We start from the raw sequence: 15,285 nt of genomic DNA, 5'->3' as shown, positions 1-15,285 counted from the left end.
CTGCCCGCTTCGAACCGTGCGATCTGGCGCGCGACGTATTTTGAAATTTCGTCGGGATCGGTGTCGGCGGCGTTGTGCGGCGTCAGCACCACCTTCGGATGGGTCCAGAACGGGCTGTCGGCCGGCAGTGGCTCGTTCCAGAACACGTCCAGCGATGCGGCGCCGAGGGTGCCGTCGTCGAGGCACGAAAGAATATCGGCTTCGTTCTGCAGCCCGCCGCGCCCGGCATTGATCAGGACCGGCGCGCCCATCGGGCCGTCGCGGTTGAGCTTTGCGAACAATCCTCGATTCAAAATCTGCCGTGTATCCGGCGTCAGCGGCAGCAGGCAGACCAGGATGTCGGTCCGCCGCAGGAACGCATCGAGTTGTCCCTCGCCATGAAAGCATTCGACGCCTTCGATTCTTCGCGCGCTTCGGCTCCAGCCCGCCACCCGGAACCCTATTCGCCGCAGCACGTCGGCGGCGTCGGATCCGAGCGTGCCGAGCCCCATGACGCCGACCGTCACGGCGCCCGCCGCCCACTGGTAGGTCGGCTCCCAGCGCTGCTCGCGCTGGCAGGCGCGCAAATAAAGCTCCTGGCGGTGGTGCATCAGCGCGTGCAGCACGACGTATTCCGTCATGCGGGCGGTGAGATCGCCGACCGCGACGCGAACCAGCGGCACGTCAGGCAGGCTCGAATCGGCCATCAGCGCATCGACGCCGGCGCCGAGATTGAAAATGACGCGCAGGTTCGGAAACCCCGCGAGTTCGCCCGGCGCGGGCTTCCAGACCGCGGCGTAATGCACCCAGGCGGGATCGAGCGCGGGATCGGGCAGCAGCAACACAAGGCGATCGCCGCAGACGTCGTCGAACCGGCTCTTCCACCGTTCGGGCGACCAGTTTTGAGCCCCGCCATGGATCAGCAGGGCCAGCGCGCCTTTGTTCATTGATTTTTGCCCCATGCTTCGCCGAATCCCGGATGACCTTACCGGGGCGTGGTGGCTCTGCAAAATATTTCGACTATCCTGTAGGAAACCTCCGTCAACCCTCGTCTTTCAGTCAACGGGACACGCTCACATGCTCTACGCCATCCTCTGCTATCACGACGAAGACACCGTCGGTTCCTGGAGCAAGGAACAGGATGCCGCCGTGATGACGAAACTCGCTGTCGTGCAGGACAAATTGGCAAAGCAAGGCCGGCTCGGCCCGGTGGCGCGGCTGTTGCCGACGACCTCGGCGACCACGCTGCGCAAGGACGATCCGCCCGTCGTGATCGACGGCCCCTATGCCGAGACCAAGGAACAGCTGCTCGGCTTTTATGTGGTCGACTGCAACAACCTCGACGAGGCGCTCGACGTCGCGCGCGACCTTGCGGCCGTCAATCCCGGCGGCGCCTACGAAATCCGCCCCGTGGGGGTGCTGTTTCCCGGGAGCCTTCCGACGTGACCGACGCCGCCTGGATCGATGCCGCGCTGACCTCGGCGCGCCCCCAGGCGGTCGGCGCACTCTTGCGTTATTTCCGCGATCTCGACACCGCCGAGGAGGCGTTCCAGAACGCCTGCCTGCGCGCGCTGAAGAACTGGCCGCAGAACGGCCCGCCGCGCGATCCCGCGGCGTGGCTGATCATGGTCGGCCGCAATGTCGCGATCGACGATATCAGGCGCAAGCGCAAGCAGCAGCCGCTGCCCGAGGACGAGGCGATCTCCGATCTCGACGACGCCGAGGAGCGGCTGGCCGAGCGGCTCGACGGCTCGCATTACCGCGACGACATCCTGCGGCTGCTGTTCATCTGTTGCCACCCCGATTTGCCGGCGACGCAGCAGATCGCGCTGGCGCTGCGCGTCGTCTCGGGGCTGACGGTGAAGCAGATCGCGCGCGCCTTCATCGTCTCGGAGGCGGCGATGGAGCAGCGCATCACCCGGGCCAAGGCCCGCGTCGCCGGCGCCGACGTGCCGTTCGAGACCCCGGGCGCGGTGGAGCGCAGCGAGCGGCTCGCCGCGGTGGCGGCGATGATCTACCTGATTTTCAACGAGGGCTATTCCGCCAGCGGCGATACCGCCGAAATCCGCAAGCCCTTGTGCGAAGAAGCGATCCGGCTGGCGCGGCTGTTGCTGCGGCTGTTCCAGAGCGAGCCGGAGATCATGGGGCTGACCGCGCTGCTGATGCTGCAGCATGCCCGAGCCGCGGCGCGCTTCGACGCCGAGGGCGCCGTGATCCTGCTCGACGACCAGGATCGTTCCCTGTGGAATCAGAAGATGATCGCCGAGGGACTGGCGCTGATCGACAAGGCGATGCGGCACCGGCAGAGCGGGCCCTATCAGATCCAGGCGGCGATCGCGGCATTGCATGCCCGCGCCGCGAGACCCGAGGATACCGACTGGACCCAGATCGACCTGCTCTACGGCGCGCTGGAGGTGATGCAGCCGTCGCCGGTGGTGACGCTCAACCGCGCCGTCGCCGTGTCCAAGGTGCGCGGCGCCGAAGCCGCGCTGGAGATGATCGAACCGCTGGCGTCGCGGCTGTCGAATTATTTTCATTTCTTCGGCGTGCGCGGCGCGTTCCTGATGCAGCTCGGCCGCAACGAGGATGCCCGCATCGCCTTCGACCGCGCCATTGCGCTGGCCAACACGTCAGCCGAAGCCGCCCACATCCGCATGCATCTCGACCGCCTGATGCGCGACAGCGCCACGCGCGATGCCAAGGCAGGGAAGTAGCACCACGCCATCGTCGTCCCTGCGCACGCAGGGACGACGATAGTGGGGCACGGTCGCGTCCGGCGCCTTCGAAAAAAAATCCCGTACCCCTGTCGGTTCGCGCCCGGCTCCATCGTCCTTGAGTGGAGCTTGCGCGGCCGGATGCCGTGGCGGCGTTGATTTTGCGGCGCTGATAATTCACAGATAACCGACAGGAGAGTTTTCCATGATGAAAGCCATTGCCATCACCGCCGTCGTGCTGGCGATCGCCATTGCGGTCGTGCTGATCCTCGCCGCGACCAAGCCGGATACCTTTGCCGTGCAGCGCGCCGCCATCGTCAACGCGCCGGCGGAAAAGATATTCCCGCTGATCAGCGATTTTCGTCAATGGGGAGCCTGGTCGCCCTATGAGCACAAGGATCCGGCGATGAAGCGCACCTTCAGCGGCGCCGTGCGCGGCACCGGCGCCGTCTATGCGTGGGACGGCGACAAGAATGTCGGTTCCGGCCGCATGGAGATTCTCGACGTCGCGGCGCCGTCGAAGGTCGTCATCAAGCTGGATTTCTACACGCCGTTCGAGGCCCACAACACCGCCGAGTTCACCATGCTACCACAGGACGATGCAACAAGGGTGATCTGGCGCATGCACGGCCCGGCGTCGTTCATGGCGAAGATCATGCACGTGTTCATCAACATCGACAAAATGGTCGGCAAGGATTTCGAGGCGGGTCTCGCCAATTTGAAACGGCTGGCCGAAAAGTAACCGATCACGCGTGTCCCGGACGCGGTGCAGCGCCCCTTCGCGGGGAGCGCCGGTGGGACCGCAAGTCAAATAATCACCCAAGGAGCAAGTAATGCAGGTCAATCCCTATCTGTTCTTCAACGGCAATTGCGAAGCGGCGCTGAAGTTCTATCAAAAGGTGCTCGGCGCCAAGATCGAGGCGATGCTGCCCTATTCGACCGGCCCGGCCGACATGCCGATGCCGCCGGACTGGAAGGACAAGGTGCTGCACGCCAGCATCCTGATCGATGGCGAGGTGATCATGGCGTCCGATGCCTCGCCCGGCGATTTCCACCAGCCGCAGGGATTTGCCGTCGCCCTGCAGGTCGAGGATCCCGCCGATGCCGAGCGCCGGTTCAAGGCATTGGCCGAAGGCGGCAGCATCAGGATGGCGTTCGGCAAGACCTTCTTCTCCAGGGGATTCGGCATGTGCGTCGATCAGTTCGGCACGCCCTGGATGGTGAACTGTCCGATGGAGTGAGTAGGTCTCGCAACGTCGTCCCTGCGAACGCAGGGACCCATAATCCCGGTCGCCTGTTGTTGCAGGAGATGTCTGATACCACTCTTCACTGATGGGCCGCGGCGTATGGGTCCCTGCGTTCGCAGGGACGACGGTTGAGAGAGGCGGAGGCCTACCCGTTCCTGCGCTGGCCGCGCAGCGTCGGCAGGCCGATGCCGGCGGCATCGAAGCCGCCGTCGACCGCGAGGATCTGGCCGGTGATGTAGCTGGCGCGGTCACTGCACAGGAAGAACACCGCTTCCGCCAGTTCCTCTTCGAGGCCGTAGCGGTTGAGCGGGATGGCGTCGTGATAATCGGCGCGGATCTCGGGGGTGTGCACCTGCTTGGCCATCGCGGTCTCGACCGGGCCGGGGGCGACGCCGTTGACGCGAATCCCGAGCGAGGCCAGTTCGACCGCGAGCTGCTTGGTCAGATGCGCGAGGCCGGCCTTGCTGGTGCCGTAGGCCGAGCGCAGCGTCGAGGCGCGCACCGCCGAGATCGAGGTGATGTTGACGATCGCGCCGCCGCCGAATTCGCGCATCAGCGGCACCGCCGCCTTGGTGCACAGGAACGGCCCGGTCAGGTTGACTTCCAGCACCCGCTTCCAGTCCGCATCCGACGTCTCCAGCAGCGGCGCGAACACCGCGATCCCGGCATTGTTGACCAGTGCATCGAGCCGGCCGAACCGCGTGGCGGTTTTGGCGACCGCGTCCGCCACCGCGCCGGCGTCGGAGACGTCGCAAGGCAGCGCCAAAGTCGAATCGGGGTTTTTCAGGCCGGCGACCGCGCCCTGCAGCAAGGCGTCCTGGATGTCGAGCAGCGCCACGCGCCAGCCCTCGGCGAGAAAACGTTTGGCCACCGCGAGCCCGATGCCGCGGGCGGCGCCGGTTACCAGTGCGACTCTTTGCGGGGCTGGGACCATCGATGTTCCGTTTCGCCTGAAGATGAATTCGTCGCCTCTATAACCCATGCCGCCAGCCGTGTCCCTTGCATGCAGCGTTGCGTCCGGGGCACGCTGCAAAGGCCTGCGGCAAGCGAAAGGGCCAGCCAATGACCGTCATCGACGTCAGGGACATGACGCCCGAGCGATGGCGGCTCGGCGTCGAGACCCGCATGCTGGTCTCGGCCAGCAACGGGGCCGGCGACGACCTGGCGATGGGCGATGCCTTCAGCCTGGCCGACTGCGCCGCGGCGCCTGCATTATCCTATGCCAACGAAGTGATGCCGTTCGACACGCACGCGAACCTCACTGCCTGTTTCGACCGGCGCAAGGCGCGGCCGTCCTACGCGCCGGTGTTGAAGGAGGGGCTGCATCCGACATCGAAGGGTGCGCGGATCAAATATTCCGGCAAAACGCCGGAGGTCAGCCACGGTCCGTTTGCCGTGACCAACGATCTGGTCGCCGGCTTCTGGCTGATTCAGGTCAAGTCGCTGGACGAGGCGATCGACTGGATGAAGCGCGCGCCGTTCGACGGCGGCGCCGAAATCGAAATCCGTCAGGTGTTCGATGCCGAGGATTTCGGCGAGGCGCTGACGCCCGAATTGCGCGAGCAGGAGACGCGGTTGCGTGCGCAGGCGGGGAGAAAATAACCTTCGTCATTCCGGGTTCGCGGAGCCTGTCATCGGGCGGCGCAAAAGCGGAACGACGGCCACCAACAATAACGGCCACCAACAAGGACATCCGCCAGGTGCAGGAAATGGACGATTGGTCGGATGAGGTGCAGGACGCCATGGCCGGCCTGCCCGAGCTGCAGAAGAGGAGCGGTCGTTAACTTTTAGCTCCCCTCCCCGCCACGCGCTTCGCGCGCGGGGGGGAGGGGAGAAGAAAACGCGGCGGCCGCCAGTAGTGACCTTTACCGCCGGCTCATGTAAAAGCCTTTCACATGAGCTGGCGCAAGGAACAACGCCGCGCCGAGCGCGGCTATCATCACGGCAATCTGAAGGAGGCGCTGCTGCAGGCAGCGCTCGGACTGATTGCCGAAAAAGGGCCCGGCGGCTTCACCTTTGCCGATGCCGCGCGCATGGCGGGCGTCAGCCCCGCAGCCCCCTACCGTCACTTTCGCGACCGCGACGAACTGCTTTCCAGCGTCGCCCAGCGCGGTTTCGAGCAGTTCGAGGCGCAGCTGACGGCAGCCTGGGACGACGGCCGTCCCGACACCGTCACTGCGTTCGAGCGGCTCGGAAAGGCCTATCTGGCCTTTGCCCACAACGAGCCCGCGTTCTACTCGGCAATGTTCGAATCCGGCCTTCCTGTCGACCTCAGTCCCACCCTGCAGGCCGCGAGCGAACGCGCCTTCGGTGTGATCAGGGCTGCGGCCGAACGTCTCGCCGCCATGGTTCCACCGGGCATGCCGCGGCCGCCGGCGATGATGATGGCGCTGCACTTCTGGTCGATGTCGCACGGCGTGGCGTCGCTGTTCGCGCGCGGCGACCAGGCCCGCCGCAAGCTGCCGATGTCGGCGGAGGATCTGCTGGAAGCGGAAGTGCTGATTTATCTGCGCGGATTGGGTTTTCCGACCGACCGCAGGCCGCCCGGCCCGAACGATCCATCGGCAAAGCCGGCTGCTCCACCGCCCGTGCCACCCGCCGGTCCCTGGGGCACCCCAAAATAAATTCGGCGCCGCCGCTGGCGCCCCGCTTGACAAAAACCCGGGATCGTTTATCTATGTAAATGTTATTTACATTCACAACGGCGTGATGCCGATGGAGAGGGAAATGGCCTACACCGCAGATGTCAATCGCTGGCGCGGCCCCGCCGAAGAGGTCCACCGCCCGCACATGTTTGATTCGCCATGGCACCCCGGCTGGATCGCCGTGACCGTGCTCGGCTTCATCATCTGGTGGCCGATCGGCCTCGCCCTTCTCTTTTTCACACTCGGGAGCAGAAAAATGGGTTGCTGGAGCAATCAGAACCGTTTCGCCAACAAGATGGAGCGGATGCAGTACAAGATGGACCGGATGCGTGAGCGCGGCGGTTTCGGCTTCGGCTTCGGCGGCCCGCCCTCCAGCGGCAACCGCGCCTTCGACGAATACCGCGTCGAGACGCTGAAGCGGCTCGAGGAAGAGCAGGTCGAGTTCAAGGATTTCCTCGATCGCCTGCGCCACGCCAAGGACAAGGCCGAGTTCGACCAGTTCATGGCGCAGCACAAGCAGCGCCCGACCCCGCCGAACGATCAGCCGCAGGGCTGAACGACAAGGCTGAACGACAAGGCTGAACGATCCGAAGTCAAAGCCTCGGGCGGAGTGCCCCCACAGAGCCCGATAGCGACAACGCCGCCCGTTTGCGAAAGCAGACGGGCGGTATGCTTTTTGGCCAGGCGCAGCGCCTTGCTCGTTTGGTCGGAAACTCCGCAATTCGCGGAGATGCCACTATAAAAACGATGCCGGTATGTTATCGTCCATCGGATGACCACGAAAATACTTCAGGACGCAATGCGACGTGTCGAGGCTTGGCCCGAGGCCGCCCAGTTGGAGCTTGCTGAGCTTGCGCTGGAACTCGACGCGGGATTTTCCGGGGAAGTGTATCGCGCCACTCCCGAGGAACTAGCAGGGATTGAGCGTGGCCTAAAGGACGCTCGCGAAGGGCGCTTTGCAACCGACGAGCAAGTCAAGGCAGCGTTCGACAAGTTTCGTCGTGCATGAAGGTTGTCTACACCGAGGAAGCGCTCCGCAACCTCGATGATATCAACGATTATATCCGTCGAAACTATCCGACGATCTCGGAAGCATTCCGCCTTCGTCTTCAATTCGTGGTCGCTCGCATAGCGAAGTGGCCGGAGAGTGCGCAAAAAGTGGTCGATCAACCCGGCGTAAGAGTCGTGCCGCTCGTTCGATATCCATACAAGATGTTCTATCGGGCTTCGAACCACACGATCGAAATACTATACATCCACCACTCGGCGCGAGAGGCGTAAGGTTTGATGGAACGTGGCGCCGTATTCAATTGCCGTCGCCAACGCCCACTGGCGCTTTGACGGGACGGCGATATATTTGCAGCATGCAAGCGCGTGCGCTGGCGCGACCCGGTGCTGAATGAGCGGATGGACATGGTCCCGAACGGAATCTCACCCGGCGGCGAAGTGTGGCTTGCGATCCGGCGCGAGGCTGAAACCGCGCTGGCCCGCGACCCGCTGTTCGGCCGGTCGCTGTCGGCTTCGATTCTCGATCATCCCGACCTCGGCAGCGCGGTGGCCCATCAAATCGGCGAGCGGCTCGGCAGACGCGCTGACGACCGCGAGCAGTTCGCGCGCGTCGCGCGCGAGGCGTTCGCGGACGCTCCCGATCTGGTCGACGCGGCGAGCCGCGATCTGCAGAGCATCGCCGTTCACGATCCCGCGACGACGGGATGGCTGCCGCCGCTTCTGAACTACAAGGGCTACGTCGCCCTGCAGGCCTTTCGGGTGTCCAACCGGCTGTGGCGCCAGGGCCGCACCGATCTCGCACTCTTGATGCAAAGCCTGTCTTCCGATTCCCTCCAGGTCAGCATTCATCCCTCGGCGTCGATTGGAACCTCGGTGTTCCTGGATCATGCCACCGGCATCATCGTGGGGGCGTTCGTCGTCATCGGCGACGAGGTGACCATCCTGCAGAACGTCACGATCGGACGAATGTCCGAGGCGCCGGATCGCGCGCCCCGGATCGGGAGGGGTGTCTACCTCGGTGGCGGCGCAACGATACTTGGCGACATCAGCATCGGCGAGTTTGCCAGGATCGGCGCCGGATCGGTCGTGACCGGCGACGTGCCTGATGGCTGCACTGCGGTAGGCGTTCCCGCGCGCCTGACCAACTGCCCGGAAGGGGCGTCCGCCTACCAGATTTAGGGTGTGCCAAGGCCACCGGAGCGCTAGCCATTCTGTTCATGGGGTTGTTTTCGCGATTTTTCGTCGGCCGCGCCGACGAGCCCCGATCCACGGGCTGTCGCCCCCGATTTCCCGCCTGCAAAATCCCCTTTGGTAACCGTCTGTTAACCATGATTAGCGTCTGGTTAGGGGCGGAAAGACGCACGGATAGCCCTCGTTTTGACACGTTGGCAGGGGATGCAGGATCCGGCTTTGGACGGGCCCCCCATGCGACACAGAACAAGGCTTTCGCGCAGGCTTACCGCCGCGGCTGACGCGCGGCCGTGGAACCGGCAGCTAAGGGCTCCCGGGGATTTGGGACATCTGCGTTGAGAGGATACCGGACATGAATCCCGCCGACGTGGCCCAGTCAGCCCTGCCGCTGGCCTCCACCGACGTCTCGCTGATCACCCTGTTCCTGCAGGCCCACTGGGTCGTGAAAACGGTCATGCTCGGGCTGCTGGCCTGCTCGGTCTGGGTCTGGGCGATCGCGATCGACAAGATATTTCTCTATTCGCGCACCAAGCGCGCGATGGATCGCTTCGAACAGGCCTTCTGGTCCGGGCAATCGATCGAGGAACTCTACCGCGCGCTGTCGGCCAAGCCGACGCAGTCGATGGCGGCGTGTTTCGTCGCGGCGATGCGGGAATGGAAGCGGTCGTTCGAAAGCCAGTCGCGGTCCTTCGCAGGCCTGCAGATGCGGATCGAGAAGGTCATGAACGTCTCGATCGCCCGCGAGGTCGAACGGCTGGAACGGCGCCTGCTGGTGTTGGCGACGGTCGGCTCGGCGGGGCCCTTCGTCGGCCTGTTCGGCACGGTCTGGGGCATCATGTCGAGCTTCCAGTCGATCGCCGCCTCCAAGAACACCTCGCTGGCGGTGGTGGCCCCCGGTATCGCGGAAGCGCTGTTTGCCACCGCCATCGGCCTTATCGCTGCCATCCCGGCGACAATCTTCTACAATAAGTTCACGTCCGAGGTGAACCGGCAGGCCCAGCGGCTGGAAGGTTTCGCGGACGAATTTTCAGCGATCCTGTCGCGCCAGATCGACGAGCGGGCGTGAGGACAGGATCTTGAGGGCCGATATATATCTTGAGTGCATTGTGAGCATCCGATCATGTCGATGAACATGGCAGGCGCGTCTGGCGGCGGTGGGCGGCGTGGCCGGCGCCGCGCGGCTGTGATGGCCGAGATCAACGTCACCCCGATGGTCGACGTGATGCTGGTGCTGCTCATCATCTTCATGGTGGCGGCGCCGCTGATGACGTCGACCATCGATATCGACCTGCCGGTGGCGAGCGGCGGCAAGTCGCTGGCCTCGAACGCGCCGCCGCTGACCCTGTCCGTGAAACGAACCGGCGGCGCCTGCAATTCCAACATCGAACTGTATCTCGGGGAGACGCTGATTACGGCCGCCGAACTGCAGCCCAAAATCAAGGCTATCCGGGATACCAGGTCGGAGGCCGACAGCGTCGTCTACCTCCGGGGCGACAAGGATGTCTGCTATACGGATATGATGAAATTGCTGGGCTATATTCGCACCGCGGGTTTCAAGGCGAATATCGTTATCGTTCCCGAGGGGGGATGAGCTGACGTGAAGGTCAAGGTCGACAAAACGCTGATTGCCTCCGTTGCCCTGCACGTCTGCGTGCTGGGCTGGGGACTGATGTCGTTTTCGTCCAAGGCCTTTGATCTGATGCCGGAAGAGTCGGTGCCGGTCGACGTCATTTCCGCCGATCAGCTCGCCAAGGTCATGGCCGGCATGAAGACCGGCCAGAAGGCCCCGACGCCGCTGGTGGAGAAGGTCGCCGAAGCCAAGCCCGTGGAAGACGCCGTCGGCAAGATCACCGAGAAGGCGCCTGTCGTGACCGAGACGACGCCGCCGCCGGCGCCGAAGGTCGAGGAAAAGCCGGTCGAGAAAAAGCCCGATCCGCCCAAGGTGGCTGAGGCCAAGCCGGAACCCAAGAAGGAAGAGCCGAAGCCGATCGAGAAGAAGCCGGACCCCAAGGTCGATCCGATCGCCGAAGCCATCAAGAAGGAAGAGAAGAAGCCGCCGCCGAAGCCGGTGCAGGCCGCCAAGCCGCCGGAGCCGGCGAAGCCGAAGACCGAGCGCGCCTTCGACCAGTCCAAGATCGCAGCGCTGCTCGACAAGCGCGATCCCTCCAGGCAGGCCGTCACCGGCGATACGCTGAATTCCAACGCCGCGCTCGGTCTCGCCAAGGGCAAGGCCGCGGATAATTCGGCGACCTGGGGCGCGCTGTTCCAGGCCCAGGTCGAGCGCTGCTGGAAGAAACCCTATGGCGGCATCGAGGCCCAGAAGTCGGAAGCCGCCTTCGCCATCAAGCTGAAGCGCGACGGCACGCTGGAAGGGATGCCGGTTCCGGAGGGCACCCCGGCCACGCCGTATCTTCGCGTTTATCAGGAGAGCGCGCTGCGCGCGATCATCGAGTGCCAGCCGTATAAGCTGCCCGCGGCCTATTTCGATGAATGGAAATATTTCGCGCCCGTGTTTACCGAACGAAAGACTTGAACGCGCTCGCCCGTGGACGAACGCCAATATGGAACAAAGTCCGTAACAATGACTGACAACAATGAATTGCCCGAGATGCCGTTCCGCCTGAGCCGCCGCCAGATCATCTCCGGAATGGCCGCGCTCGGCATGGTGACGGGCTCTGCCCGCCACGCCCTGGCGCAGGGGCCGAAGCGCGTGATCATTCCCGAGGGCGACTTTGCGCCCCTGCCGATCGCGATCCCGAATTTCGTGGCGGGAACGCCTGCCGATGCCGAGGTCGGCGTCGGTGTAACGCAAGTCATCACCAACAACCTCAAGCGCAGCGGGCTGTTCGCGCCGATCGACCAGGCGGCCTATATCGAAAAAGTCATCAACATCGATGCGGCGCCGCAGTTCCAGAACTGGAAGACCATCAACGCCCAGGCGCTGGTGACCGGACGCATGACCCGGCAGGGCGACGGGCGGCTGAAGGCCGAATTCCGTCTCTGGGACGTCAACACCGCCCAGCAGCTGGCCGGCCAGCAGTACTTTACCTCGCCGGAATACTGGCGGCGGATCGCGCACATCATCTCCGACCAGATCTACGAACGTCTGACCGGCGAGAAAGGCTATTTCGACAGCCGCATCGTGTTCGTCGACGAGACCGGGCCGAAGGAGCGGCGCGTCAAGCGGCTGGCGATGATGGATCAGGACGGCGCCAATGTCCGCTACCTCACGCGCGGCGCCGATCTGGTGCTGACGCCGCGATTCTCGCCGTCGACCCAGGAAATCACCTATATGGAATTCGGCCAGGGCGACCCGCGCGTCTATCTGTTCAACATCGAAACCGGGCAGCGCGAGATCGTCGGCAACTTTCCGGGCATGTCGTTCTCGCCGCGCTTCTCGCCGGACGGCCAGCGCGTGATCATGAGCCTGCAGCAGGGCGGCAACTCGAACCTGTTCGTGATGGACCTGCGCTCGAAATCGACCACGCGCCTGACCGACACACCCGCCATCGATACCTCGCCGTCCTATTCGCCCGACGGCAGCAGGATCTGCTTCGAATCCGACCGGGGCGGCAAGCCTCAGATCTATGTCATGGCGGCGACCGGCGGCGGCGCGCAGCGCATCTCCTTCGGCGAAGGCAGTTACTCCACGCCGGTGTGGTCGCCGCGCGGCGACTATATCGCCTTCACCAAGCAGGGCGGCGGACAGTTCTCGATCGGCATCATGAAGACCGACGGTTCGGGCGAGCGCCTGCTCACCTCCGGCTACCATAATGAAGGCCCGACCTTCGCGCCGAACGGCCGTGTCCTGATGTTCTTCCGCGAACCCGGCGGCGGCGGCGGGCCGTCGCTGTACACGGTGGATATTTCCGGTCGCAATGAGCAGAAGGTCCCGACCCCCGGTTTCGCGTCCGATCCGGCCTGGTCGCCCCTGCTGTCCTGAGTTCGGCGCCCGTTAATCGGCAAACCTTGCCTAGCTTGCTGAATTAACGGGCATATTTTTGTTGTAACCCGGTCGAAAAAACATTCCGGTAACGATATTCCCTCAGAAAGGCTTCATCTGCGACGGGTAGAACTACGCCCTGAAATAGGACGCATGCACGCCCGATGCAGTTGGCAACCGAAAGCAGAAGCCTCGATCACAACATGTCGCCGTCGACTTACGCGGCGCTGATCGATTCGCTTTTTCAAAATCCCGCGCCGTTGTTCGCAGGCGCCGTCATGGTGGCCGGCGCCGCGGTCATGACGGCCCTCAAGACCGAAGTAGCTCTGCTCTGGCCATGCGTCGTGTTCCTGATCGCATCCGGAGCTGCCCGTGCGGTCGACATGCACTGGTACAAGACGCGCAGGTCGACGCTCACCGCCGAGGAAGCCGCACGTTGGGAAGCGCGCTATCAGATCGGGGCGATGGTCTATGCCATCGCGCTCGGAACGTGGTGCGCGGTCGCCTTGCTGTTCAGCGATGATGCCGTAGCGCACATGATCTGCGTGACCGTCACGACGGGATATGTGGCGGCGGGCGCCGGCCGGACCTACGGACGGCCGTGGATTTTCCATGTGCAGATCGCACTCGCCTGCGGGCCGACGGCGATCGCGCTGGCGCTCAAGGGCACTCCTTATTACATCGGCATGGCGGTCGTCAGCGCGGTGTTCTTCCTGGCGCTGAAGCAGATCTCGACCAATTTGCAGCGGATCTTCGTTCAGGCGCTGGTGGCGCGCGAACGCGAGGCGGCGCTGGCCGGCCAGTTCGACACCGCCCTGAACAACATGCCCCATGGCCTGTGCATGTTCGCCGCCGACGGGCGGCTTGCCGTCATGAATCACCGCTTCAGCGAAATGATGAACCTGTCCGACGACCTGGTGCAGCGCGGCGCCGGCGCGCGCGACATCATCGCCGCCTGCGTGGGCGGCGGATCGATTTCGGCGGCGAGCGGCAGGATGATCCTCTCGGAGATCGAGAATTCGCAGGCCAGGGATATCATCACCGCCGATCCCGACATCGCCAGAAGCCGGTCGCTGTCCTGGACATTCCAGCCGATGGCGGGCGGCGGCGCCGTCGTGCTGCTCGAAGACATCACCGAGCGGCGCAACGCCGAAGCCAGGATCAGTCACCTGGCGCGTTACGACGAGCTGACCGCGCTTCCCAACCGGGTCAATTTCCGCGACGAGATCGGCCGCTTGCTGGCGATCCGGCACGATGCCGAGCAGTTGTCGGCATTGCTGTTCATCGACCTCGACCAGTTCAAGCAGGTCAACGACACCCTGGGTCATCCGTGCGGCGACCAGCTGTTGTGCGCGGTTGCCGACCGGCTGCGCGCCATGCTGCGCCCGGAGGATTTCGTGGCCCGCTTCGGCGGCGACGAATTCGTGGTGTTCCAGCAGAACCTCAAATCGACCGAGGAAGCCGCCGTTCTGGCCCGGCGGATCGTCGAGCATCTGAGCGAGCGCTACAAGATCGACAATCACCTGGTCGAGATCGGCGCCAGTATCGGCATCGCGATGACCGGCCCCGGCGTCAGCGCCGATACGCTCCTGAAGAACGCCGACATGGCGCTCTATCGGGCCAAGGCGGACGGCCGCGGAACCTTCTGCTTCTTCCGCGACGAGATGGCGCAAACCGTCGAGGCGCGCCGCATCCTCGAACTCGACCTGCGCAAGGCGCTGGCCAACGAGGAATTCGAGCTGTTCTACCAGCCGCTGGTCAATCTCAAATCGGGGCGGATCGCGACCTGCGAAGCGCTGCTGCGCTGGAATCATCCGGTGCGCGGCACGGTGTCCCCGATCGACATCATTCCGGTCGCCGAGGACATGGGCCTGATCGTCGATCTCGGCCGCTGGATCCTGCGCAAGGCCTGCATGGAATGCATGAAATGGCCCGACGCCGTCAGCGTCGCGGTCAATTTTTCGCCGCAGCAGTTCCATCAGCGCGACGTGCTGAGCGAGGTTCGCTACGCGCTCGAGGTCTCCGGCCTGCCGGCCGACCGTCTCGAAATCGAGATCACCGAATCCTCGCTGCTGCGCAACACCCAGCTGACCCATGACGTGCTGTCGCAGCTGCACGCGCTCGGCGTGCGAATCTCGCTGGACGATTTCGGCACCGGCTATTCCAGCCTGAGCTATCTGCATAATTTCCCGCTGCAGAAGGTCAAGATCGACCGGTCCTTCCTGCAAGGCATCGACACCGACCGCCCGCTGACGCTGCTGCGCGGCGTGGCGCGGCTTTCCGCCGATCTCGGAATGTCCGTCGTGGTCGAGGGCATCGAGACCAACGAACAGCTGGAGCTGATTAGCGCTGACGGCACCGTCACCGAGGCGCAGGGCTACCTGTTCAGCCGGCCGGTGCCGGCGATGCGGGTCCGCCAGTTGCTCAATGCCTCGCACGGCCGCCGCCTGCCGGACGACCAGGTGCTGGTGCTGCCGTCACGGTCGATTGCCTGAAGACGCCGACCCGCCTGCGGGCGGAATTTCCACCGGCCTGCGCGATTGGGCCCGATGATTAAA

General features: G+C 64.3%; 17 protein-coding genes. 15 read left to right on the top strand and 2 right to left on the bottom strand.

The window, feature by feature from the left end; genetic code table 11:
• On the bottom strand, positions 1-926 hold a 926-nt coding region (locus Q7U29_RS06435), incomplete at its 3' end, for a glyoxylate/hydroxypyruvate reductase A (RefSeq protein WP_304739639.1).
• 130 nt (positions 927-1,056) lie between these two features.
• On the opposite strand from Q7U29_RS06435, the gene Q7U29_RS06430 reads away from it, so the two are divergent.
• The 4 genes from Q7U29_RS06430 to Q7U29_RS06415 all read left to right on the top strand — a co-directional run bounded on the left by Q7U29_RS06430 (position 1,057) and on the right by Q7U29_RS06415 (position 3,934).
• Complete coding sequence (locus Q7U29_RS06430) at positions 1,057-1,425, top strand: YciI family protein (RefSeq protein ID WP_304739637.1); 369 nt, start codon at positions 1,057-1,059, stop codon at positions 1,423-1,425.
• A complete protein-coding gene (locus Q7U29_RS06425; RefSeq protein WP_304739635.1) occupies positions 1,422-2,693 on the top strand; it encodes an RNA polymerase sigma factor in 1,272 nt (423 codons plus the stop codon). Before Q7U29_RS06430 ends, Q7U29_RS06425 begins: the two co-directional genes overlap by 4 nt.
• A 205-nt stretch (positions 2,694-2,898) precedes the next feature.
• On the top strand, positions 2,899-3,435 hold the full coding sequence (locus Q7U29_RS06420) for an SRPBCC family protein (protein WP_304739633.1): 537 nt from the start codon (positions 2,899-2,901) through the stop codon (positions 3,433-3,435).
• A gap of 91 nt (positions 3,436-3,526) precedes the next feature.
• Entirely contained in the window at positions 3,527-3,934 is a 408-nt protein-coding gene (locus Q7U29_RS06415) for a VOC family protein (protein WP_304739632.1), read from the top strand.
• A gap of 151 nt (positions 3,935-4,085) precedes the next feature.
• Here Q7U29_RS06415 and Q7U29_RS06410 read toward each other — a convergent pair whose 3' ends face one another.
• Entirely contained in the window at positions 4,086-4,874 is a 789-nt protein-coding gene (locus Q7U29_RS06410; RefSeq protein ID WP_304739630.1) for an SDR family NAD(P)-dependent oxidoreductase, read from the bottom strand.
• 128 nt (positions 4,875-5,002) lie between these two features.
• On the opposite strand from Q7U29_RS06410, the gene Q7U29_RS06405 reads away from it, so the two are divergent.
• The 11 genes from Q7U29_RS06405 to Q7U29_RS06360 all read left to right on the top strand — a co-directional run bounded on the left by Q7U29_RS06405 (position 5,003) and on the right by Q7U29_RS06360 (position 15,222).
• Positions 5,003-5,542, top strand: coding sequence for a YciI family protein (locus Q7U29_RS06405; protein ID WP_304739628.1), 540 nt, complete (start codon positions 5,003-5,005; stop codon positions 5,540-5,542).
• A gap of 293 nt (positions 5,543-5,835) precedes the next feature.
• On the top strand, positions 5,836-6,564 hold the full coding sequence (locus Q7U29_RS06400) for a TetR/AcrR family transcriptional regulator (RefSeq protein ID WP_304739626.1): 729 nt from the start codon (positions 5,836-5,838) through the stop codon (positions 6,562-6,564).
• A gap of 103 nt (positions 6,565-6,667) precedes the next feature.
• Positions 6,668-7,141, top strand: a complete 474-nt coding sequence (locus tag Q7U29_RS06395) for a DUF2852 domain-containing protein (protein ID WP_304739624.1) — start codon at positions 6,668-6,670, stop codon at positions 7,139-7,141.
• A gap of 216 nt (positions 7,142-7,357) precedes the next feature.
• Complete coding sequence (locus Q7U29_RS06390) at positions 7,358-7,594, top strand: hypothetical protein (RefSeq protein ID WP_304739622.1); 237 nt, start codon at positions 7,358-7,360, stop codon at positions 7,592-7,594.
• A complete protein-coding gene (locus tag Q7U29_RS27685) occupies positions 7,591-7,866 on the top strand; it encodes a type II toxin-antitoxin system RelE/ParE family toxin (protein WP_370691703.1) in 276 nt (91 codons plus the stop codon). The genes Q7U29_RS06390 and Q7U29_RS27685 overlap by 4 nt, the downstream gene beginning before the upstream one ends.
• Positions 7,867-7,998: 132 nt before the next feature.
• Positions 7,999-8,772, top strand: coding sequence for a serine acetyltransferase (locus Q7U29_RS06385; protein WP_304739655.1), 774 nt, complete (start codon positions 7,999-8,001; stop codon positions 8,770-8,772).
• 364 nt (positions 8,773-9,136) lie between these two features.
• Positions 9,137-9,850, top strand: coding sequence for a protein TolQ (gene tolQ / locus Q7U29_RS06380; protein WP_304739620.1), 714 nt, complete (start codon positions 9,137-9,139; stop codon positions 9,848-9,850).
• 54 nt (positions 9,851-9,904) lie between these two features.
• Positions 9,905-10,375 carry a biopolymer transporter ExbD gene (locus tag Q7U29_RS06375; protein ID WP_304739619.1) on the top strand — a complete coding sequence of 157 codons (471 nt, stop codon included), beginning with the start codon at positions 9,905-9,907 and terminating at the stop codon, positions 10,373-10,375.
• A 6-nt stretch (positions 10,376-10,381) separates the two neighbouring features.
• The gene (locus Q7U29_RS06370; protein WP_304739617.1) at positions 10,382-11,317 is read left to right on the top strand and encodes a protein TolA; all 936 of its coding nucleotides are present in this window, start codon (positions 10,382-10,384) and stop codon (positions 11,315-11,317) included.
• A gap of 75 nt (positions 11,318-11,392) precedes the next feature.
• Positions 11,393-12,727, top strand: coding sequence for a Tol-Pal system beta propeller repeat protein TolB (gene tolB / locus Q7U29_RS06365; protein WP_304739653.1), 1,335 nt, complete (start codon positions 11,393-11,395; stop codon positions 12,725-12,727).
• Between the two features lie 164 nt (positions 12,728-12,891).
• The gene (locus tag Q7U29_RS06360) at positions 12,892-15,222 is read left to right on the top strand and encodes a bifunctional diguanylate cyclase/phosphodiesterase (RefSeq protein ID WP_304739615.1); all 2,331 of its coding nucleotides are present in this window, start codon (positions 12,892-12,894) and stop codon (positions 15,220-15,222) included.
• The last annotated feature ends 63 nt before the right edge of the window (positions 15,223-15,285 follow it).

Source organism: Bradyrhizobium sp., assembly GCF_030654605.1.
Lineage (GTDB): Bacteria > Pseudomonadota > Alphaproteobacteria > Rhizobiales > Xanthobacteraceae > Bradyrhizobium.
Note: the sequence above shows the minus strand (reverse complement) of the source record. Positions and strands in the feature narration are given on the sequence as shown.

Bases quoted from the DNA above. Each gene is read 5' to 3' on its own strand.
- Q7U29_RS06415 (WP_304739632.1), top strand. From the start codon at position 3,527: ATGCAGGTCAATCCCTATCTGTTCTTCAACGGCAATTGCGAAGCGGCG.
- Q7U29_RS06360 (WP_304739615.1), top strand. From the start codon at position 12,892: ATGCAGTTGGCAACCGAAAGCAGAAGCCTCGATCACAACATGTCGCCG.
- Q7U29_RS06375 (WP_304739619.1), top strand. From the start codon at position 9,905: ATGTCGATGAACATGGCAGGCGCGTCTGGCGGCGGTGGGCGGCGTGGC.
- Q7U29_RS06430 (WP_304739637.1), top strand. From the start codon at position 1,057: ATGCTCTACGCCATCCTCTGCTATCACGACGAAGACACCGTCGGTTCC.
- Q7U29_RS06405 (WP_304739628.1), top strand. From the start codon at position 5,003: ATGACCGTCATCGACGTCAGGGACATGACGCCCGAGCGATGGCGGCTC.
- tolB (WP_304739653.1), top strand. From the start codon at position 11,393: ATGCCGTTCCGCCTGAGCCGCCGCCAGATCATCTCCGGAATGGCCGCG.
- Q7U29_RS06395 (WP_304739624.1), top strand. From the start codon at position 6,668: ATGGCCTACACCGCAGATGTCAATCGCTGGCGCGGCCCCGCCGAAGAG.
- Q7U29_RS06400 (WP_304739626.1), top strand. From the start codon at position 5,836: ATGAGCTGGCGCAAGGAACAACGCCGCGCCGAGCGCGGCTATCATCAC.
- tolQ (WP_304739620.1), top strand. From the start codon at position 9,137: ATGAATCCCGCCGACGTGGCCCAGTCAGCCCTGCCGCTGGCCTCCACC.
- Q7U29_RS06385 (WP_304739655.1), top strand. From the start codon at position 7,999: ATGGTCCCGAACGGAATCTCACCCGGCGGCGAAGTGTGGCTTGCGATC.
- Q7U29_RS27685 (WP_370691703.1), top strand. From the start codon at position 7,591: ATGAAGGTTGTCTACACCGAGGAAGCGCTCCGCAACCTCGATGATATC.
- Q7U29_RS06410 (WP_304739630.1), bottom strand. From the start codon at position 4,874: ATGGTCCCAGCCCCGCAAAGAGTCGCACTGGTAACCGGCGCCGCCCGC.
- Q7U29_RS06390 (WP_304739622.1), top strand. From the start codon at position 7,358: ATGACCACGAAAATACTTCAGGACGCAATGCGACGTGTCGAGGCTTGG.
- Q7U29_RS06420 (WP_304739633.1), top strand. From the start codon at position 2,899: ATGATGAAAGCCATTGCCATCACCGCCGTCGTGCTGGCGATCGCCATT.